Raw genomic sequence first — 21192 nt, 5'->3', positions numbered from 1 at the left:
CACAGGGCGATAAGTTAGTCTGACTACCCAATGAGTTTACGTGGAAACCAGCGCATGGCATTCAATTTTGACCAACGGATAGACCGTCGTCACACCGATAGCCTCAAATGGAACAAATATAGTGACCGAGACGTCCTTCCTTTATGGGTCGCGGACACCGATTTTCGCTCGCCTGATTGCGTTATCGACGCGATAAAAACCCGCGCCGGGCATGGCGTTTTTGGTTACGGCGACCGCCCGACAGGATTGATCGACGCCGCCATCGCGCGCTTCGAGCAGCGCTACCAGTGGAAAGTAGAGCCGGAGTGGATTGTCGTGCTGCCCGGCGTGGTGAGCGGACTTAATTTGACGGTGCGCGCGCTTACCGCGCCTGACGAGCGCTCAATCTCTCCTTCACCCATCTATCCCCCTTTTCGCGGCGCGGCGAAGCTGGCGGCGCGCGAGCAGATCGCCCTGCCGCTGAGGCTCCAGTCGGGACGCTGGGTCGTCGACCTCAGCGAGGCCGCTGCCCTGCTTAGCGGCAAAGAGAAGCTGTTGATGCTCTGCAACCCGCAAAATCCCGGCGGCACCGTCTATCGCCGCGACGAGCTGGAAGCGCAGCTGGCCTTTGCCCGCCAGCACGATTTGATCGTCTGTTCCGACGAGATCCACTGCGATCTGCTGCTTGAGCCTGGCGTCCGGCATATTCCCTTTGCCAGCCTGAGCGAAGATGCCGCCCAGCGCAGCGTCACCCTGATTTCGCCGTCCAAAACCTTCAACATCGCCGGACTCGGCGCGTCGCTGGCGATTATTCCCAACGCGGAACTTCGGGCGCGCTTTAAGCAGGCGCGCTACGGTATCGTGCCCGAGGTCGATATTCTGGCGCTGGTCGCCGCCGAAGCGGCCTGGCGCGGCGGCGACGCGTGGCTGGAGGCGCTGCTCGCCTATCTGCGCGTCAGCCGCGATCGTCTGCACGCCGCCGTTAACGCGCTGCCGGGCCTGTCGATGGCCAGCCCGGAAGCGACCTACCTGGGCTGGATAGACTGCAGCGGGCTGGATGTCGCCAGCCCGGCGCTCTATTTTGAAAACCGGGGATTAGGCTTTTCGCCCGGACGCGATTTCGGCGACGATCGCTTTGTGCGCTTTAATTTCGGCTGCACCCACGCCACGCTGGAAGAGGCGCTTGACCGGCTGCGCGCTGCCGTCGCCGCGCGCGCTTAGCTCGCCTCGCTGGCGACGATCTCCTCCAGTCGCCACGGATGAAATTTTATCGTGGTCTGCCCGTCGGTCACGGCCAGCGTCGGATTGGGCAGCCGCTCGTTTTCGCCCTGTGGCGAGCTGGTTTTGAACGAAATGCCCGGCTGCGCCAGCGCGTCGTCGCTGAGCAGCGCCATGGCGCGCATGCCCAGCGTCTGATGATCGCCGCGCAGCACGATTTCTACATGCTCAAAGCCCTCATGGCGATAACGCTTCTCTCCTGGCCAGGGAAGTTCAATAACGTCCAGCGCCCAGCCGTTTAGTTGCAGAGGCTGATGCAGCTTAAACAGGCAGATGGGACGCCCGTTGATGATCGCTTCAGAGAATTGCATCCCGATCTTCAATAGTCCCTGCTTCCAGCGCTCCGCCGTGCTGTTCTGATGACAGCGCACCGCGATATGGTCGGCCTCAAGCGCCGCTAAGTTTAATCCGAGGCGATCGGCGAATTGTTGCAGCGACGCGCTGAAGCGCGTCAGATCGCTCTCTAAGTCCTGTAATTCAGAGGGAAATATCGGGGAAGAAGTCATAAAACATCTCAGTTAGTTTAAGCTTTTTAATAAATGGAAAGTCCCGCCAGCACTGCTTCAGGCGCGATAAAATGTTAGGAATCATCCGATTTGGCCGTAATTTTGCCGGAAAACCACGTAAATTACCCTTTTAATTCGGATTTATCCCCTCTTCAGGTCCAGCAGTTGCTGGATGAAAGTTAGTTAACTTCATGAAAAATATGATATTCATTTATACAATAAGATAACTCTTATTTGCCAGCCAAACAATTGCAGCCAAACCGCCTTTCTTATAAATTTGACCTAACACAACTACAAGGAATGGCTCTATGTTCATGCTCATTGTTGTCGCAGTCCTGATCGCACTGATGGGATTTGCAATTTCCCGCCACTGGAAGGTGCGTGAAGACAAAAGCGTCAAAAATCCTCGTCGCCCTCTTCGCCGTCGCTAATCTCTCTGTTTCGGGAAACCGGCCTGACGCCGTTTCCCCGCACGCTCTCTTGCGCGGCGGCTGCTGACGCAACGTGACATTTCACGTATACTTCCCCTCTTCTTTTTTCCATTCTGCGCGGCCTCAGGGCGCGTCGGCAGAGTGAGGACAACGGCTCTCTGCACGGCAGACGAGCCTTTTAGCACATGAAGGTAATGCGGTGAATATTCAGGCTCTTCTTTCCGAAAAAGTCAGTCAGGCGATGATTTTAGCCGGTGCGCCGGCCGACTGTGAACCCCAGGTTCGCCAGTCCGCCAAGGTTCAGTTTGGGGATTATCAGGCGAACGGCATTATGGCCGTCGCGAAAAAGCTGGGTCAGGCGCCGCGACAGCTGGCTGAAAGCGTGATGACGCATCTTGACCTGAAAGGCATCGCCAGCAGGGCAGAGATCGCCGGGCCAGGCTTCATCAATATTTTTCTCGATCGCGACTGGCTGGCCGCACAGGCGAAGCAGGCGCTGACGCAGCCGCGCCTGGGCGTCGCCGCCGTTGAGCCGCAAACCATCGTCGTCGACTACTCCGCGCCGAACGTGGCGAAAGAGATGCATGTCGGCCACGTCCGCTCCACCATTATCGGCGACGCCGCGGTGCGCACCCTGTCGTTTCTGGGCCACAACGTGATCCGCGCTAACCATGTGGGCGACTGGGGCACGCAGTTCGGCATGCTGATCGCCTATCTTGAAAAGCAACAGAACGAGCATCATGAAGAGATCGCGCTCGCCGACCTCGAAGCCTTCTATCGCGAAGCGAAACGCACCTACGACGAAGACGAAGCCTTCGCCGAGCGCGCGCGCGCCTATGTGGTCAAGCTGCAGGGCGGCGACGAATATTGCCGCACCATGTGGAAGAAGCTGGTCGATATCACTATGGGCCAGAATCAGCTGATTTACGACCGCCTTAACGTGACCCTGACGCGCAAAGATGTGATGGGAGAAAGCCTCTATAACGACATGCTGCCGGGCATCGTCGACGATCTGCGCGCCAAAGGGCTGGCGGTGACCAGCGAAGGCGCGACCGTGGTGTTCCTCGACGAGTTCAAAAATAAAGAAGGCGAACCGATGGGGGTCATCATCCAGAAGAAAGATGGCGGCTACCTTTACACCACCACTGATATCGCCTGCGCCAAATATCGTTATGAGACGCTGAAGGCCGATCGCGTGCTCTACTACATCGATTCACGCCAGCATCAGCATCTGCAGCAGGCGTGGACTATCGTGCGCAAAGCGGGCTACGTGCCGGAATCCGTTCCGCTGGAGCATCACGCCTTCGGCATGATGCTGGGCAAAGACGGCCGTCCGTTCAAAACCCGCAGCGGCGGCACCATCAAGCTCGCCGATCTGCTGGAAGAGGCGCACGATCGCGCGCTGGCGCTGGTGCGCGAGAAGAACCCGGAGATGAGCGAAGCGGAGCTGCAGCAGCTGGCGGAAGTGGTCGGCATCGGCGCGGTGAAGTATGCCGATCTGTCGAAGAGCCGCACCACCGATTACATTTTCGACTGGGACAATATGCTGGCGTTCGAGGGCAATACAGCGCCCTATATGCAGTACGCATACACCCGCGTGCTCTCTGTGTTTCGTAAAGCGGGCGTCGACGTCGACAGCATCGACGCGCCGCTGGCGATTACTGAGGATCGCGAAGCGCAGCTGGCGACGCGCCTGCTGCAGTTCGAAGAAACCATTACCCAGGTGGCGCGCGACGGCACGCCGCACGTGATGTGCGCCTATCTTTACGATCTGGCGGGTCTGTTCTCCGGCTTCTACGAGCACTGCCCGATCCTCAGCGCAGAGGACGAGGCGACGCGCCAGAGCCGCCTGCAGCTGGCCGCGCTGACGGCGAAGACGCTCAAGCAGGGTCTGGATACCCTCGGCATCAAGACCGTCGAGCGTATGTAATAAACGGCTAGCGGACTTGACGAGTGGATAGCGTGGACCGAAGAGCAAAGCGTCCCGCGACATGGACAAAAACGCTGGGAGCGTTTTTGAACAACGCACCGCGTTGGCCTGTTTACGGGCGCACCTCAGGGATGAGGTGCGTATTCACGCGGGCCGAGCGCGCAGGGATGCCTTGAGCGACTTTGCGATCGGACCACGCTATCCGCGTTTGCACCTTAGCCACAAAAAACCCCGCCGCGGCGGGGTTTTTTAATTCTGGTAATTCACCATCACTTCGCTGCTCAGCACCTGCAAACCCGGCGGCAATGCTCCCCTGCCCGCCACGCCGAACACCATATAGAGCGTTTCGCTGGCGTCCAGCGAGGCCAGTTCGCGCGTCGCGCCGCTGCCGCCCTCCAGCGAGGCGCAGCGCTGCGCGCCGCAGAGCTTCACCTGCAATCCCGACGGCGCCGCGCCGGTAAGCTGATAGCGCCAGTTAATCAGATTCACCGTGCCGGAAACGCCCGGCGGCGCACGCAGCGGCTTTGACTTCACCCAGGCGCCGCGGTTGCTCAGCGGCGGACCGCTAACGCTGGCGTGCCACGCGCCCGACGCGGCGTAAAGCGGCAGCGCCGTCAGCGACAGCAGCGCCAGTCCCCACAGCCCGTAACGCATTATTTGCCTCCGATGGTGGCGGTCATACGGATATGGCGATTGTCGGTCAGCTCCATATTAGAGAGCACCACCAGCTGCGGCAGATTGCGGCGCAGGAAACGCGCCAGCAGCGCGCGCAGCGGATGATTGACCAGCAGCACCGGCGGCGCGCCCAGCATCTCCTGACGCTGGAGCGCGGCCTGCGCCTGCTCCAGCAGTCGGTCGGCCAGGCCCGGCTCCAGCCCGCCTCCGCCCTGCAGCGCCTGCAGCAGCAGACGCTCCAGTGTAGTATCGAGGCCGATCACCTGCACTTCGTCATTGCCCGGGAACCACTGCTGGGTAATGGCGCGGCCCAGCGCTACGCGGACCACGCTGGTCAACTCCTGCGGATCGTTCTGCACCGGCGCGTGTTCCGCCAGCGTTTCGATAATGGTGCGCATATCGCGGATCGAGACGCGCTCGATCAGCAGGTTTTGCAGCACCTTGTGCAGCGTCGTCAGGGTGATAACGCCTGGCACCAGATCTTCCGTCAGCTTCGGCATCTCCTGGCTGACGCGATCGAGCAGCTGCTGCGCCTCCTGACGACCAAACAGCTCGCTGGCGTACTGGCCAATCAGGTGGTTAAGATGCGTCGCCACCACGGTGCTCGCCTCAACCACGGTAAAGCCCTGAATCTGCGCCTGCTCTTTCAGCGCGCTGTCGATCCAGATGGCCGCCAGGCCGAACGCCGGATCGACCGTCGCCTCGCCCGGCAGCGTGCCCGCCGCCGTGCCTGGGTTGATCGCCATCCAGCGGCCTGGATAGGCATCGCCGCTGCCGATCTCGACCCCTTTCATCAGAATGCGGTAGCGCGCCGGCGGCAGCTCCATGTTGTCGCGGATATGCACCACCGGCGGCAGAAAGCCGACATCCTGCGCCACCTTTTTACGGATGCTGCGGATACGGCCCAGCAGCTCGCCGTTCTGGGTGCTGTCCACCATCGGGATCAGGCGATAGCCGACCTCCATGCCCAGCGTGTCCTCCAGCTGCACGTCGGTCCACGAGGCTTCGGTATTGGCTGGCGTGTCGGACGCTTTCATCACCGCGCTGCTGGCGGCTTCCGGATTCTTCTTCGCCTCCATCTCGCGGCCGCGCATCCACCAGGCCAGGCCGAGCAGCGCGCCGGTAAACAGCAAAAACACGAAGTTCGGCATGCCGGGCACCATGCCAAGCAGGCCAAGCACGCCGGCGCTGAGCAGCATGACGCGCGGGTTATTGAACAGCTGCCCCACCATCTGCTCGCCGACATCCTGATCGGTGCCGACGCGGGTGACGATCACGCCCGCCGCGGTTGAGATCACCAGAGCCGGGATCTGCGCCACCAGACCGTCGCCGATGGTCAGCAGCGTATAGGTCTCGGCGGCGTGGCCAATGTCCATGCCGTGCTGCACCACGCCGACCAGCAGCCCGCCGATCACGTTAATCACCATAATGAGAATGCCGGCGATGGCGTCGCCGCGCACGAACTTACTGGCGCCGTCCATCGAACCGTAGAAGTCCGCTTCCTGCGTCACTTCGCTACGGCGCGTTTTCGCCTCCTGTTCGCCGATCAGGCCGGCGTTCAGGTCGGCGTCGATCGCCATCTGTTTGCCCGGCATGCCGTCAAGCACGAAGCGCGCGCCCACTTCCGCGATACGCCCTGCGCCTTTGGTGATAACCATGAAGTTGATCACCACCAGGATAACGAACACCACGATGCCGATGGCGAAGTTGCCGCCGACGAGGAAGTGGCCGAACGCCTCGACCACCCGTCCCGCCGCGCCCGCGCCGGTGTGGCCTTCCATTAAAATGATACGCGTCGAGGCGACGTTCAGCGCCAGGCGCAGCAGCGTCGAGAAGAGCAGAATGGTCGGGAAGGCGGCGAACTCCAGCGTGCGCTGGGTGAACATCGCCACCAGCAGCACCATAATCGAGAGCGCGATATTAAAGGTGAACAGCAGATCGAGGATGAAGGCGGGCAACGGCAGCACCATCATCGACAGGATCATCATGATCAACACGGGACCGGCAAGCACCTGCCACTGTGTATCTTTCAGATTGTTCGGTAAACGCAGTTTTGCGGCCAGGTTAGCCATCGTTTCGCTTCTCTCCTGCAAAGTCCATCTCTGCCGGGACCGGCAGGTTTTTCGGTTTGTTCGGTATCAGGCCGCCTTCGCGCTTCCAGCGACGCAGCTGCCAGACCCAGGCCAGCACTTCCGCTACCGCCGCGTAAAGCGCGCCGGGGATCTGCTGGCCGATTTCAGTATGCCGGTAGAGGGCGCGCGCCAGCGGCGGCGCCTCTAGCAGCGGAATGCGATGCTCTGCGGCGATTTCGCGGATCTTCAACGCCACCTCGCCCGCCCCTTTCGCCACCACTTTCGGCGCGCTCATCTTGTTCTCGTTGTACTGCAGCGCCACCGAGTAGTGCGTCGGGTTGGTCACGATCACGTCCGCCTTAGGCACATCGGACATCATGCGGCGGCGCGCGGCGGCGCGCATCGCCTGGCGAATGCGTCCTTTGACGTGCGGGTCGCCTTCCTGCTGTTTGAATTCGTCGCGGATCTCCTGGCGCGACATGCGCAGCTTTTTGTAGTAGCTGTAGAGCTGCCAGAAAACGTCATAGCCCACCATCGGGATCAGGCCGAGGATCACCAGCGCGCAGCAGGCGGCGATCATCCCCAGCCCGTGCATCAGCGCATTGGTGGGAGACTGGCTGATCAGCCGCAGCATCTCTGGCCAGTGCGACCAGATGTACCAGCCGCCGACGCTGCCCACCAGAATCGCCTTCAGGATGCCCTTGAAGAGCTCGGTCCAGGCCTGCGCGGCGAACATGCGGGCGAAGCCAGGCAGCGGATTGAGCTTTTTAAAGTCCATCTTGATCGATTTGCCGCTGATGACAATGCCGCCCAGCAGCATCGGCGCGGCGATCGCCACCAGCACCAGCCCGCCCATTAGCGGCAGCAGCGCCATAACCGCCTGGCCGATCAGGCTGCTGATATGGCCGATAATCAGCTTGCTGTCGTTCACCATGCTGTGGTCGAAACGCAGCCCGGAGGCGACCATCGCCGCCAGCTGGCGCGCCATCAGCGTGCCGCCCAGCCAGAGGATCATCAGTCCCGCCAGCAGCATCAGCACCGACGTCAGCTCGCGCGAACGCGGAATCTGCCCCTCTTCACGCGCTTTTTCAAGTCGGTGGGGTGTGGGCGATTCTGTTTTGTCCTCGTCGCTCTCTTCAGCCACGACAAACCTCAGTGGGTAGGAATTCTGAGCATAGAATGCCAAATTTGGCTTTGGTTAAAGCGAAGATAAAACGGGGAAAAGAGGCGTTCTTTGGCGGATGAGTTTGGGAAAGGGGAACGAGACCGCTGGAGGGCGGTCCCGCTTATCACAAGAGGCCGCCAGCCTGGCGGCTGGCGACGCAGGGTCAGAACCCTAAGCTATCCAGCAGGTCGTCAACCTGATCCTGGTTCGCCACCACGCCCGGCGCATCGGCGTGAATCTGCGGACCATTCAGCAGGCTGGTGCCCTCCTGACGCTTCTCGGCGCTGACTTCCGGCATGTTCTCCAGCAGCACCATCAACAGCTGGCGCTCAATCTCCTGGATCACATCCATCATGCGCTTGATAACCTGACCGGTCAGGTCCTGGAAATCCTGCGCCATCATGATTTCAAGCAGCTGCTTGTTGGTAAAGGCGGTATGCTCTGGCACTTCGCTGAGGAATTCGCGCGTATCCGTCACCAACTCCCGCGCATCGGCCAGTTCAATCGGGTTTTCAAACCATTGGTCCCAACGCCCTTTCAGCTGGGTTGCCCCGGCTTCCATTTTATCCTGATGCGGTTGCGCCGCTTCGACGCAGTTCAGCGCACGGTCGGCGGCCTGCGCCGTCATCTGCACCACATAATCCAGACGATCGCGCGCATCGGGAATGGCTTCAGCCGCATCGGCGATGGCTTTATCCAGCCCCAGCTCGCGCAAACTGTCGCGCAGCATGCGCGTCAGAGAGCCAATGCGAGAAATGATATCGTGTGCCGAGGCATCCTCAGTTGGTTTCGGAAGGTCGCTCATCACATCTCCTTACATGCCCAGTTTTTCGAAGATCTTGCCTAACTTCTCTTCCAGCGTGGCAGCGGTGAAAGGCTTCACCACGTAGCCGCTGGCGCCAGCCTGTGCGGCGGCGATAATGTTCTCTTTCTTCGCTTCCGCGGTCACCATCAGCACCGGCAGCTTGCCCAGCGCGGCGTCGGCGCGAATGGTCTGCAGCAGCTGCAGGCCATCCATGTTCGGCATGTTCCAGTCGGAGATCACGAAGTCGAAACCGCCCGCTTTCAGCTTGCCGAGAGCGTCTACGCCATCTTCCGCTTCTTCGACGTTATTGAAACCCAGCTCTTTCAGCAGGTTACGCACAATACGACGCATCGTGTTGAAGTCGTCCACCACCAAAAAGCGCATGTTTTTATCAGCCATAATTACTCCTGTGTTATCTCGCCCGGCAGGACGGGCCTGTTAAATACGCAGTGCCTGTCCGGCGCTAATTTTTGCCAGCATATGCTGGCTGATGTTGCCTAAATCCACGACTTCGCTCACACCGCCGCTGGCGATGGCTTCTCGCGGCATTCCAAAGACCACGCAGGAGGCTTCGCTCTGCGCGATGGTCCAGGCGCCGGCGCGATGCATTTCCAGCATGCCCGCCGCGCCGTCGTTGCCCATGCCGGTGAGGATGACGCCCACCGCGTTACGTCCGGCGTTGATGGCCACCGATTTGAACAGCACGTCCACAGAGGGTTTGTGGCGGTTCACCGGCGGGCCTTCATTCAGTTTCACTACATAGTTGGCGCCGCTGCGCGCCAGCTCCATATGCATCGCGCCAGGGGCGATGTAGGCGTGACCAGGCAGGATGCGCTCGCCGTCCTCCGCCTCTTTCACCGTGATCTGACAGAGCTTGTTCAGGCGATCGGCGAAGGATTTGGTAAAGCCCGGCGGCATATGCTGGGTGATCATCAGCGCCGGACTGGTCGGCGGCAGCGGCTGCAGCACGTGGCGAATCGCTTCGGTGCCGCCAGTGGAAGAGCCGATGGCGATCAGCTTTTCGCTGCTCAGCAGCGGCCCAGCCTTTAGGGTCACCGGCGCCGGCATCATCGGACGGGCGTGCAGCTGCGCGCGCGCCGCCGCGCGGATCTTGTCGGCGATCATCTGGCTGTAGGCCAGCATCCCTTCGCGGATGCCGAGCTGCGGCTTGGTGACGAAATCCACCGCCCCGAGCTCCAGCGCGCGCAGGGTGATCTCCGAGCCTTTGCCGGTCAGCGACGACACCATCACCACCGGCATCGGACGCAGACGCATCAGCTTCTCGAGAAAGTCGAGGCCGTCCATGCGCGGCATCTCCACATCCAGCGTCAGCACCTGCGGGTTGTACTGCTTGATTAAATCGCGGGCGACCAGCGGATCGGGCGCTGTCGCCACCATCTCCATATCGGGATGACTGTTGATGATTTCGGTCATCAACTGGCGCATCAGCGCGGAGTCGTCCACGCACATTACGGTGATTTTGCTCATCATCTTTCCTTCGTCAGTCCATAGACGGTTTGTCCACGCAGCCAGAACTCTTTGCTGATCTGACTAAAGTTCTCTGAATGACCGGCAAACAGCAGTCCGCCCGGCTTCAGCAGGGGAACAAAACGGCGCAGGATCTTTTCCTGCGTCTCTTTATCGAAATAGATCATTACGTTGCGGCAGAAGATCGCATCGAAGGGCCCCGGCAGCGCCCACTCGTTCGCCAGCAGGTTAAGCTGGGCGAAGTTGACGCTGTTCGCCAGTTCCGGACGCACTCGCACCATGCCGTCATGCGGGCCGGTGCCGCGCAGGAAAAAGCGCTGCATCTGCTGTTGCGACAGCGTACGCAGCTCTTCCTGGCGATAGACGCCGGAAATCGCCTTCTCCAGCACCTGGGTATCGATATCGCTGGCGTGCACCTGGAACTTGCCCGGTCCGGCGCCAAGCGTTTCCGCCAGCGTCATGGCGATCGAGTAAGGCTCCTCACCGGTCGAGGCGGCGGCGCACCAGACGTTGAAGCTGCCCGCGCGCTTGCGCGCGTGTTCCGCCAGAATGGGGAAGTGGTGCGCCTCGCGGAAAAACGCCGTCAGGTTGGTGGTCAACGCGTTGATAAAGGCCTGCCACTCTGCGCTGTTGACGTCGTTCTCCAGCAGCGCCAGATAGCGGCCGAAGTCATCGATGTTCAGCGTGCGCAGACGACGCACCAGGCGGTTGTAAACCATTTCGCGCTTGTGGTCGGCCAGCACAATGCCAGCGCGCTGATAGATCAGCTGGCTGATACGACGAAAGTGTGTATCCGAAAGCGGCAGACGCTGCACCATCTGCGAGAGCAGCGTGGTCGCTTCGGTTTGATCCAGTAACGTCGATTTCTTCATTTCAGGTCACCTGGCACTGTACTTAATTCATTAAATTCTGCTGCTATGTCGGGCGGCGTTGCCGCCGGCCCGACCATCCAGGCGATTAAAAGGTTTCCCAGTTGTCGTCGCTGCGAACAGCCGGCGCGCGGGAGGCCGCAGCCGGCGCGTCCAGTCGTAAACTTTTCGACGCCGTAGTTCTGTTAACGGCCTGGGCGACAAATTCTTTACCAATATTGAACACAGAAACCGCCTGTTTCAGTCGGCTGGCCTGATCTTCCAGCGAGGCGGCCGCCGAAGCGGACTCTTCCACCAGCGCGGCGTTCTGCTGAGTAACGCGATCCATCTCCGTCACCGCGAGGCCGACCTGATCGATGCCGCGGCTCTGCTCGTCCGACGCCGAGGCGATCTCGCCCATGATGTCGGTGACGCGCGTCACCGCGCTGACGATGTCATGCATGGTCTCGCCTGCGCTCTCTACCAGCACCGAGCCGGTATCGACGCGCGCCACGGAGTCCTCGATCAGCGCTTTAATCTCTTTCGCCGCCTGCGCGCTGCGCTGCGCCAGACTGCGCACTTCGCCCGCCACCACGGCGAATCCGCGGCCCTGCTCGCCCGCGCGCGCCGCTTCCACCGCCGCGTTCAGCGCCAGAATGTTGGTCTGGAAGGCGATGCCGTCGATAACGCTGGTGATATCGGCGATTTTCTTCGAGCTGCCGGCGATGTCGCTCATGGTTTTCACCACGCCGTCCACCACTTTGCCGCCCTTCTGCGCGGTTTCCGAGGCGCTCAGCGCCAGCTGCGACGCCTGACGGGCGTTCTCGGCGTTCTGCTTCACCGTGGCGGTAAGCTGCTCCATGCTGGCGGCGGTCTGCTCCAGCGACGCCGCCTGCTCTTCGGTGCGGGACGAGAGATCGTTATTGCCGATGGCGATTTCGCTGGCGCCGGTGTAGATGGCGTCCGCGCCGTCGCGCACGGTGGAAACGGTGCGCGCCAGCTCCTGCTGCATCTCCTGCAGGGCCTCAAGCAGGTCGCCCAGCTCGTTACGAACGCTGTAGGTAATCGGCTGCGTCAGGTCGCCGCGTGCGATATGGCGGATATGCTCGATGCTCAGCTTCAGCGGACCGATCAGCGCGCCGCGCATGACCGTCCAGACCAGCAGGCTGATCAGCAGCGAGGCGATCACCAGGCCGATCGCCATGAGAATGGCGTGATTGTAAGCGGCGTTATTGGCGTCGATGCCCTGCTTCGCCAGCAGCTGGTTATGGCTCTGCCAGGCGTTGTAATCGTTTTCAAACTTATCCTGAAAACCCTGAGTCGGCTGGTCGACAAAGCCCTTGAAGTTACCGGCGGCAAGGAAGCCGGTCAGCTCGGTCAGCGCGTCGCGGTAGGCTTTATAGTTCGCCTGCAGCGTCAGCACGTTCTCGGCGGTTTTCCCCTTTTCCGACAGGTTGGCGTTAAAGTCGGCGAAGCCCTGATCGGCGACCTTCAGCTCCTGGTTGGCCAGCGCCACCAGATCCTGCACCGTCGCGCCGGAGCCGGCCTGCTGGCTGTCCAGCAGGTAGCGGATGCCAGCCCGGTTCAGGGTGTTGCGCGCCTGTACCAGGGAAACCCATGAGGTGCCCATCGCCTGCTGTAGCGTCGCGAGACGCTGGTTATAAGCAAAATTCTCTTTGTCAGCTTTTACCGTATTGAAAAAAGCGCTTCCGGAAACCAGCTGGAGCAGAACAAACAGCGCCAGCACACCCAGCAGCCCGGAGATAACGCGTACTCGATTAAACATAAACACCTCATTGGTTGGCGGATCTCACCAGTTATCGGCCTCAGCGAGGGGATCTTTATGCAGGAAGCGCGGGGTTGGACCAGCTGGAGTGAAAATGAAAATGGGCGCGGCAACAGGCGGGATCGAAGAGGCCCGCTTCCCTGCGGGCAGTGTGTTGCGGGTTAAAAGGTTTCCCAGTTATCGCCGCTCGCTGGCGCGGTCAGCGCCTTGCGTACCGGCGCAGCCGGCACCGCGCGCGACGCCGCGCGAACCGTCTGCGCAGCGCGTGGAATGTTAAACACCGCCACCGACTGGCTGAGGCGGCTCGCCTGATCTTCCAGCGAGGCGGCCGCCGAGGCGGACTCCTCTACCAGCGAGGCGTTCTGCTGCGTGACGCGATCCATCTCCGTCACCGCCTGCCCGACCTGGTCGATGCCGCGGCTCTGCTCGTCCGACGCCGAGGCGATTTCACCCATGATGTCGGTGACGCGCGTCACCGCGCCGACGATTTCGCTCATGGTATCGCCTGCGGTGCCCACCAGCTGCGAGCCGGCATTGACGCGGTTCACCGAGTCTTCGATCAGCGATTTAATCTCTTTCGCCGCCTGGGCGCTGCGCTGCGCCAGGCTGCGCACTTCGCCCGCCACCACGGCGAAGCCGCGGCCCTGCTCGCCCGCGCGCGCCGCTTCCACCGCCGCGTTCAGCGCCAGGATATTGGTCTGGAAGGCGATGCCGTCGATAACGCCGGTGATATCGGCGATCTTCTTCGAGCTGCCGGCGATGTCGCTCATGGTTTTCACCACGCCATCCACCACGTTGCCGCCTTTGCGCGCGGTTTCCGAGGCGCTCAGCGCCAGCTGGGACGCCTGGCGCGCGTTCTCGGCGTTCTGTTTCACCGTGGCGGTAAGCTGCTCCATGCTGGCGGCGGTCTGCTCCAGCGACGCCGCCTGCTGTTCGGTGCGAGCGGAGAGATCGTTGTTGCCCGCCGCGATTTCGCTGGCGCCGCTCAGAATGGCGTCGGAGCCGTCGCGCACGTTGCTGACGGTGCTGACCAGCGCCTGCTGCATCTCCTGCAGGCCATTCGCCAGCTGGCTCATCTCGTTGCGCCCTTCCACCGCAATTGGCTGGGTGAGATCGCCCGCCGCAATGGTACGGATATGGATCAGCAGCTGGCGCAGCGGCTGGATCAGCACGTGACGCAGGCCGAACCAGCAGGCGACGACCACGCCGATCACCAGCAGTGCTACCGCCGCCAGCAGCCACATCATCTGGGTAAAGGCGCGCTGGTTCTGCTCTGCGCCCTGGGCGGCGAGCGTGGTCTGCCTCGCGCGCCATTCGCCATAGGCCGCCTGCATCGTGTTCTGGGTCTGTTCGATATTGAAGCGGAACATGCCCTGCAGATCGCGCGCCTTCAGGCGCTCCAGCATTCCGGCCAGGCCGTCGTGATAGCTGGCGTACTGCGCTTCAAGACGGTCGCGCAACGCCACCTCAAGACCCGGCGTCGACGGAAGATCGTAATAGACTTTGAAATGGCGATCGGCCTGCGCCAGCTGCTGCTCGGTCTGCTTCACCAGCTCGTCTAACGGGCCGCCGTTCATCTGGGCCGCCGTGCTGCTCTGCAGCCGCAGCATGGCGCGGTTGAGGGTAATGCGCGTCTGATTCAGCGCGATCCAGGCGTCGGTCATCGCCGTGACGTTGCTGGTGGAGACCTGCGCCAGCGCGAAGGCCTCTTTATCTTTCTGCAGCGCGGACCAGAAGAGCCCGCCCGACGTCAGCTGCAGCAGGCTAAAGATAGCCAGCACGGCGATCAGGCTGGTCACCACTTTGATTCGTTTCAACATATATTTTCCCGGGAGTCATAAAAAAAACGTGCAGGCTCTCTATCGGCGCGCGGCCATCAGATCTGAGCCTCTTTAACGGTTTTTACAGTTATGTAGGTTTTTAAAGCGCGGTTTAATGTAGAAGGGTGTAACAAGCCGGGCGGCTGCCCGGCATATTAAGCGGAGTATCCGATCAGAAGGTTTCCCAGTTGGCGTCGCTGCCTGGCGCGGCCAGCGCTTTGCGCGGCGCGGCGGCCGGGCTGAGCGCAGGTGCCGCGATCTGGGCGTGTCGGGTGCCAGCAGCCGCTGCCGCCGCGCGCGGGATCTTGAAGACCGCCACCGACTGGCTCAGACGGCTCGCCTGCGACTCCAGCGAGGCGGCGGCGGCGGCGGACTCCTCTACCAGCGAGGCGTTCTGCTGGGTGACGCGATCCATCTCCGTCACTGCCTGACCGACCTGGTCGATGCCGCGGCTCTGCTCGTCCGACGCCGAGGCGATCTCGCCCATGATGTCGGTGACGCGCGTGACCGCGCTGACGATCTCGCTCATGGTGTCGCCCGCGGTGCCCACCAGCTGCGAGCCGGCATTGACGCGGTTTACCGAGTCTTCGATCAGCGATTTGATCTCTTTCGCCGCCTGCGCGCTGCGCTGCGCCAGGCTGCGTACTTCGCCCGCCACCACGGCGAAACCGCGGCCCTGTTCGCCCGCGCGCGCCGCTTCCACCGCCGCGTTCAGCGCCAGAATGTTGGTCTGGAAGGCGATGCCGTCGATGACGCTGGTGATATCGGCGATCTTCTTCGAACTGCCCGCGATGTCGCTCATGGTTTTCACCACCCCGTCCACCACGCTGCCGCCTTTCTGCGCCGTTTCCGAGGCGCTCAGCGCCAGCTGCGACGCCTGGCGGGCGTTCTCGGCGTTCTGTTTCACCGTGGCGGTAAGCTGCTCCATGCTGGCGGCGGTCTGCTCCAGCGACGCCGCCTGCTCTTCAGTGCGGGCGGAAAGATCGTTGTTGCCTGCGGAGATTTCGCTGGCGCCGGTAAAGATGGCGTCTGAGCCGTCGCGCACGTTGCTGACGGTATGCACCAGCGCCTGCTGCATCTCGTGCAGGCTGGCGGCCAGCTGACTCATCTCATTGCGTCCTTCCGCGTGGATCCGCTGCGTCAGGTCGCCCTGCGCAATCTGCTGGATGTGGGCGATATTGGCGTTCAGCGGATTGATCAGCACGCGGCGCAGGCCAATCCAGCAGAGCGCGATAACTACCACCACCAGCGCCATGATGGTGCCGAGGATCCAGAGCATGCGCGTGTAGGCGCTGGCGTTTTTCTCCACGCCCAGTTCAGAAAGGTGCGCCTGGTTGGCGCGCCAGTCGGTATAGATCTGCAGGAAGGCGTTCTGGTTCGGCGCCACCGGCGCCTTGCCCGCCTCGACGAGATTGTTAACCTGCAGCGCGGCTTGCAGCTGGGTCAGCGCGGTCGCATAGGCGCCGTAGGCGTCCATCAGACGGTTGTTGAGCGCCGCGTCTTGTCCCGGGGTGTCCGGCGTGGTTTTAAACAGATCGAAATTGGTCGCCGCAACCTGCTGGAAATGCTGGCTGTCGGTAAACAGCGAGGCGATATCCGGCGTGCTGCCATCCACCTTACTGTTGGCGATGCGCAGCTGAATACGCGTCAGCACGACGCGGCTCTGGTTGAGGCTCATATAGGCGTCGTTAAGCGCCTGCAGATTTTTACTGGCGAGCTGCGATACGTTGAAGCTGGTTTTATCATCGCTCAATGCAGAGAAGAACACTGCCCCTGAGAATGCCTGGAACAGGCCGAACATCAATAACACCAGCAGCAAGCTGGTGACGACACGAATTTTGGTTAGCATAAGGAAGCCCTGGAGAAGTAGGAGATCAAGCAGTAAAGGTATCGGCAGAACACGGGATATATTTAGCGCAAGGCGGGATAAATAAAATGCGCATATTGTTGTTTTTAAAACAAATAATAACGAGCCGGCTTGATCCCGGCTCGTGAAAAAGCGGCTTACGCGCTGCGCAGCGTATCCATCAGCGCCATCTCTTCGCTGCTCAGCAGCTTCTCGATGTCCACCAGAATCAGCATGCGCTCGCCGAGCGCGCCGAGACCGGTCAGGTACTCGGTCGACATGGTCACGGCGAATTCCGGCGAAGGACGGATCTGATCCTGCGTCAGCGACAGCACGTCAGAGACGCCGTCCACCACGATGCCGACCACGCGATGCTCCAGATTCAGCACGATCACCACGGTGTTGTCGTTGTACTCGACATCCGGCTGGGAAAACTTCACGCGCAGATCGATAATCGGCACGATGACGCCGCGCAGATTGGTAACGCCCTTGATAAACTCCGGCGTGTTGGCGATGCGCGTGACCTGATCGTAGCCGCGGATCTCCTGCACCTTAAGAATATCGATACCGTACTCTTCGTCTCCCAGCGTAAATACCAGGAACTCCTGGCCGACGGTTTCGCCGGCGATTTTGGTCACGGTTGCCATTCCAGTCATGTTTCTACCCTTTTGTTATCAGTCAGGCGGCCGCGCCGGCCACACGTTTTTCACGGTTGAGCGATTGCAGCGCCGACACGTCAACGATCAGCGCGACGCTGCCGTCGCCGAGGATGGTGGCGGCAGAGATGCCAGGCACCTTGCGATAGTTGCTCTCGAGGTTTTTCACCACCACCTGATGCTGGCCAATAAGCTGATCGACCAACAGCGCGTAGCGTTTGCCGGCGCTCTGCAGGATCACCACGATGCCCTGCGTCGCCTCGGTTTTCGCGCCCTGCACGTCAAACACGTTCCACAGCTCGACCAGCGGCAGGTATTCGCCGCGCACTTCCAGCACGCATTCGCCGCCCGCCAGCGGCTTCAGCTCTTCGCCGCGCGGCTGCAGGGATTCCATCACCGCGTTAAGCGGCAGAATAAAGACTTCGTCCGCCACGCGCACCGACATGCCGTCGAGGATTGCCAGCGTCAGCGGCAGCAGAATACGGATAGTGGTGCCTTTGCCCTGCTTCGAGGCGATCTCCACATGGCCGCCCATCTCCTGGATGTTTCGCTTAACCACATCCATGCCAACGCCGCGGCCCGACACGTCGGTGACCTGCTCAGCGGTGGAAAAGCCGGGGGCGAAGATCAGCATGCCGACCTCTTCGTCGCTCATGTTTTCGCTGACCGGCAGGCCGGACGAGAGCGCTTTGGCGAGAATGCGCTCGCGGTTCAGACCGGCGCCGTCGTCAGAGACTTCGATGCAGATGTTGCCGCCCTGATGTTCCGCCGACAGCGTCAGGTTGCCGGTGGCGACCTTGCCCGCCGCCAGGCGTTTTTCCGGCGCTTCGATGCCGTGATCCAGGCTGTTGCGCACCAGATGCGTTAACGGATCGATAATGCGTTCGATCAGGCTCTTGTCGAGTTCGGTAGAGCTGCCGAGCAGCGTCAGCTCCACCTCTTTGCCCAGCTTGCTCGCCAGGTCGCGCACCAGGCGCGGGAAGCGGCTGAAGACATACTCCATCGGCATCATACGGATCGACATCACCGATTCCTGCAGATCGCGCGCGTTGCGCTCCAGTTGGCCCATACTATTCAGCAGGTCGCCGTGCGCCACCGGATCAAGTTCGCCCGAGCGCTGCGCCAGCATCGACTGGGTAATCACCAGTTCGCCGACCAGGTTGATCAGCTGATCGACCTTCTCTACCGCGACGCGGATGCTGCTTGATTCGCTGGTTTTAGCCGGCGCGGCGGCACGTTTGCCTTCACGCTTCGCCACCGGCAGTTCGCTGACGCTGGCGCTCTGCACTGGCGCGGCTTCTGCGACCGGCGCAGGCGCGGCGACCGGCACCACCTCCGCGACCGGCGCGGCGTCAGCATCCGGGAAGCGGATCTGCGCCTCTTCGATCACGAAGCAAAGCACCGCCACGATGTCGTCTTTGCTGACGCCGTCGATGCTCGCCTCAAGGAAATCGCTGCCTTTAACCACGTTGCTCAGGCTGCCGAGATTGCCCAGCTCCTCCAGCATCAGATCGATCTCTTTCTCTTTCAGGTCGACCAGCTTCACGCGCAGGCCGCTGCTGGCTGGCGCGCTCTGCACGGCTGGCGCGGCGGCGGCAACAGCCGGTGCGGCGACCGGCAGGCCTTTCGCTTCTAACGCCAGCTGACGCAGCGCTTCGCAGATGTAGTTAAAGCTTTCCGCGTTAGGCTCCTGCGCGGTTTTATAGGCATCGAGCTGTTCCTGCATAATATCTTTGGTTTCCAAAAACAGGTTGATGATGTCGGTGCTGAGCTGCATCTCGCCGCGACGAGCACCATCCAGAATATTTTCCAGAATGTGGGTAGTTTCCTGCAAAACCGTAAAACCAAAGGTTCCGGCTCCGCCTTTTATCGAATGGGCGGCGCGGAAAATGGCATTTAGCTGCTCGGAGTCTGGCTCCTGGGGATCGAGCCCCAGCAGATGCTGCTCCATATCAGCTAACAGCTCATCGGCCTCATCGAAAAACGTCTGGTAAAAATCGCTGATGTCCATGCTCACGGGATCACCTCGGCTGTGAGGGGGCTGTTGTGGTTACCGGGCTGCTGCCTTGCGGCACAGGCGGCGCGGTAATCTTTTCTATGGCCGCCGGATCGCTCACCTGTACGGCGTCGCTCTCGGCGTTCTCTTTTTCAATCGCCGCTTCGGTGTCATGGTTCAACACCAGCAGGCTAATGCGGCGGTTTACGGCATCGTTACCGACGCGATTTTTCAGTTTCATGGTGTCGGCCATGCCGACCACGCGCAGTATTTTGCCGCCGTCGAGCCCGCCCATTACCAGCTCGCGACGCGAGGCGTTGGCGCGATCGGCGGAAAGCTCCCAGTTGCTATAGCCGCGATCGCCATTCGCGTACTGAAAGTCGTCGGTATGGCCCGCCAGGCTGATGCGGTTTGGAATATCGTTAAGCAGCGGCGCAATGCCGCGCAGGATATCGCGCATATAGGGCTCGACTTCAGCGCTGCCGGTTTTAAACATCGGCCGGTTCTGACTGTCGATAATCTGGATGCGCAACCCCTCTTCCACCATGTTGATGATCAGATGCGGACGCAGCGTTTTCAGACGAGGATCCGCTTCGATCAGCTGGTCCAGCTTTTCGCGCAGGCGATTCAGGCGAATCTCGTCGAGCTTGCGCTTCTGCTCATCCATATTGACGACCTTTTTCACTTCGCCTTTTATGCGCGTCGCGTCGTCGCCGCCGCCTGGAATCGGGCTTTCGCTGTCGCTGCTGCGTTTGCCGCCGGTCATCGCGACCTTCAGCGGCGTTTTAAAATATTCGGCGATCTGCACCAGCTCCTGCGGGCTGGAGATTGAGAGCAGCCACATCACCATAAAGAAGGCCATCATCGCCGTCATAAAGTCGGCATAGGCGATCTTCCAGGAGCCGTGACCGCCTTCGTGTCCTTTATGCTTGCGCTTTTTGACGACGATGATGGGACGGTTGCTGTTCTTCATGCAGTTTCGTCCGAAGTCTGTTTCGCCGGGTTCTTCGCGTTACGTACGTGCTCCTCCAGTTCGCTGAACGACGGACGCTCCGCGGAGTAAAGGGTCTTACGGCCAAACTCCACCGCGATCTGCGGCGCATAACCGTTCAGGCTGGAGAGCAGCGTGACCTTGATGCACTGCATCATCTTGGTGTTTTCAGCGCATTTCTGGCGCAGCACCGACGCCAGCGGCGAGATAAAGCCGTACGCCAGCAGGATGCCGAGGAAGGTCCCTACCATCGCGTGCGCCACCAGCGCGCCCAGCTCGGCGGCCGGACGGTCCGCTGAGGCCAGCGCGTGCACCACGCCCATTACCGCCGCCACGATGCCGAAGGCTGGCAGGCCGTCGCCGACGGCGGATAAACTTTGCGCTGGCACTTCGCATTCATGTTCGTAGGTTTCAATCTCTTCATCCATCAGCGCCTCGATCTCAAAGGCGTTCATGTTGCCGCTGACCATCAGACGCAGATAATCGGTAATAAAATCCACCAGCTGTTTATCGGCGAGAATACGCGGATAATTAGCAAAAATTTCGCTCTGTGCCGGATCTTCAATATCGCGCTCCAGCGACAGCATGCCCTGCTGGCGCGACTTGGCCATCAGGCGATAGAGCAGCGCCATTAAATCCATATAAAGGGATTTATTATATTTCGAGCCGCGCATCAGCTTCGGCAGCGCTTTTACCGTCTTTTTAATTGACTTGCCGTTGTTGCCGACGAAAAAAGCGCCAAGGGCGGCCCCGCCGATAATTAACAGCTCTGACGGCTGGTAAAGCGCGCCCAGGTGACCACCCACCAGCGCATATCCGCCCAACACGGATGCGACAACAATGATATAACCCAATAAGATCAGCACTAGAACATCCTTACGTCCGTAACGTGTTGGTGGAAGTTAAGCCAGAGAGCCGCA

General features: G+C 60.9%; 18 protein-coding genes. 3 read left to right on the top strand and 15 right to left on the bottom strand.

The features are described from left to right. The first annotated feature begins 54 nt into the window (after positions 1 to 54). Entirely contained in the window at positions 55 to 1200 is a 1146-nt protein-coding gene (locus B3229_RS16950) for a MalY/PatB family protein (RefSeq protein WP_286872685.1), read from the top strand. Here B3229_RS16950 and B3229_RS16945 read toward each other — a convergent pair. Next, positions 1197 to 1763 carry a VOC family protein gene (locus B3229_RS16945; RefSeq protein WP_286872682.1) on the bottom strand — a complete coding sequence of 189 codons (567 nt, stop codon included), beginning with the start codon at positions 1761 to 1763 and terminating at the stop codon, positions 1197 to 1199. The two genes, B3229_RS16950 and B3229_RS16945, sit on opposite strands and share 4 nt — an antisense overlap. Before the next feature lie 308 nt (positions 1764 to 2071). On the opposite strand from B3229_RS16945, the gene B3229_RS16940 reads away from it, so the two are divergent. Beyond that, complete coding sequence (locus tag B3229_RS16940; protein WP_255351572.1) at positions 2072 to 2194, top strand: hypothetical protein; 123 nt, start codon at positions 2072 to 2074, stop codon at positions 2192 to 2194. A 199-nt stretch (positions 2195 to 2393) separates the two neighbouring features. Next, positions 2394 to 4124, top strand: a complete 1731-nt coding sequence (gene argS / locus B3229_RS16935; protein ID WP_286872679.1) for an arginine--tRNA ligase — start codon at positions 2394 to 2396, stop codon at positions 4122 to 4124. 249 nt (positions 4125 to 4373) lie between these two features. Here argS and flhE read toward each other — a convergent pair whose 3' ends face one another. The 14 genes from flhE to motA form a co-directional block, all read right to left on the bottom strand. Beyond that, positions 4374 to 4778: a flagellar protein FlhE gene (flhE, locus tag B3229_RS16930; protein WP_048783138.1), complete on the bottom strand. Its 405-nt coding sequence runs from the start codon at positions 4776 to 4778 to the stop codon at positions 4374 to 4376. After that, positions 4778 to 6871: a flagellar biosynthesis protein FlhA gene (flhA, locus tag B3229_RS16925; protein WP_048783140.1), complete on the bottom strand. Its 2094-nt coding sequence runs from the start codon at positions 6869 to 6871 to the stop codon at positions 4778 to 4780. The genes flhE and flhA overlap by 1 nt, the downstream gene beginning before the upstream one ends. Next, on the bottom strand, positions 6864 to 8015 hold the full coding sequence (flhB, locus tag B3229_RS16920; protein ID WP_048783142.1) for a flagellar biosynthesis protein FlhB: 1152 nt from the start codon (positions 8013 to 8015) through the stop codon (positions 6864 to 6866). Before flhB ends, flhA begins: the two co-directional genes overlap by 8 nt. A gap of 184 nt (positions 8016 to 8199) precedes the next feature. Then, on the bottom strand, positions 8200 to 8841 hold the full coding sequence (gene cheZ / locus B3229_RS16915) for a protein phosphatase CheZ (protein WP_048783144.1): 642 nt from the start codon (positions 8839 to 8841) through the stop codon (positions 8200 to 8202). A 9-nt stretch (positions 8842 to 8850) separates the two neighbouring features. Next, positions 8851 to 9240, bottom strand: a complete 390-nt coding sequence (gene cheY / locus B3229_RS16910; RefSeq protein ID WP_033749727.1) for a chemotaxis response regulator CheY — start codon at positions 9238 to 9240, stop codon at positions 8851 to 8853. A 39-nt stretch (positions 9241 to 9279) separates the two neighbouring features. Then, positions 9280 to 10329 (bottom strand): protein-glutamate methylesterase/protein-glutamine glutaminase, encoded by a 1050-nt coding sequence (locus B3229_RS16905; protein WP_033749729.1) that lies wholly within the window; start codon positions 10327 to 10329, stop codon positions 9280 to 9282. After that, on the bottom strand, positions 10329 to 11201 hold the full coding sequence (gene cheR / locus B3229_RS16900; RefSeq protein ID WP_033749731.1) for a protein-glutamate O-methyltransferase CheR: 873 nt from the start codon (positions 11199 to 11201) through the stop codon (positions 10329 to 10331). The genes B3229_RS16905 and cheR overlap by 1 nt, the downstream gene beginning before the upstream one ends. 85 nt (positions 11202 to 11286) lie before the next feature. Continuing rightward, positions 11287 to 12963 carry a methyl-accepting chemotaxis protein gene (locus tag B3229_RS16895; protein WP_286872670.1) on the bottom strand — a complete coding sequence of 559 codons (1677 nt, stop codon included), beginning with the start codon at positions 12961 to 12963 and terminating at the stop codon, positions 11287 to 11289. A gap of 161 nt (positions 12964 to 13124) precedes the next feature. Then, complete coding sequence (locus tag B3229_RS16890; RefSeq protein ID WP_286872667.1) at positions 13125 to 14783, bottom strand: methyl-accepting chemotaxis protein; 1659 nt, start codon at positions 14781 to 14783, stop codon at positions 13125 to 13127. A 172-nt stretch (positions 14784 to 14955) separates the two neighbouring features. Continuing rightward, complete coding sequence (locus B3229_RS16885; protein WP_286872664.1) at positions 14956 to 16632, bottom strand: methyl-accepting chemotaxis protein; 1677 nt, start codon at positions 16630 to 16632, stop codon at positions 14956 to 14958. A 155-nt stretch (positions 16633 to 16787) separates the two neighbouring features. Next, positions 16788 to 17285 carry a chemotaxis protein CheW gene (gene cheW, locus B3229_RS16880; RefSeq protein ID WP_033749739.1) on the bottom strand — a complete coding sequence of 166 codons (498 nt, stop codon included), beginning with the start codon at positions 17283 to 17285 and terminating at the stop codon, positions 16788 to 16790. A gap of 22 nt (positions 17286 to 17307) precedes the next feature. Continuing rightward, positions 17308 to 19296, bottom strand: coding sequence for a chemotaxis protein CheA (gene cheA / locus B3229_RS16875; protein ID WP_286872660.1), 1989 nt, complete (start codon positions 19294 to 19296; stop codon positions 17308 to 17310). A gap of 10 nt (positions 19297 to 19306) precedes the next feature. Then, positions 19307 to 20254: a flagellar motor protein MotB gene (gene motB / locus B3229_RS16870; protein ID WP_048785882.1), complete on the bottom strand. Its 948-nt coding sequence runs from the start codon at positions 20252 to 20254 to the stop codon at positions 19307 to 19309. Next, positions 20251 to 21138, bottom strand: coding sequence for a flagellar motor stator protein MotA (motA, locus tag B3229_RS16865; protein WP_048785880.1), 888 nt, complete (start codon positions 21136 to 21138; stop codon positions 20251 to 20253). The genes motB and motA overlap by 4 nt, the downstream gene beginning before the upstream one ends. Positions 21139 to 21192 lie beyond the last annotated feature (54 nt).

Origin of the sequence: Pantoea sp. UBA5035 (genome assembly GCF_002415245.1) — a bacterium.
Classification (GTDB): Bacteria; Pseudomonadota; Gammaproteobacteria; order Enterobacterales; family Enterobacteriaceae; genus Pantoea; species Pantoea septica.
Note: the sequence above shows the minus strand (reverse complement) of the source record. Positions and strands in the feature narration are given on the sequence as shown.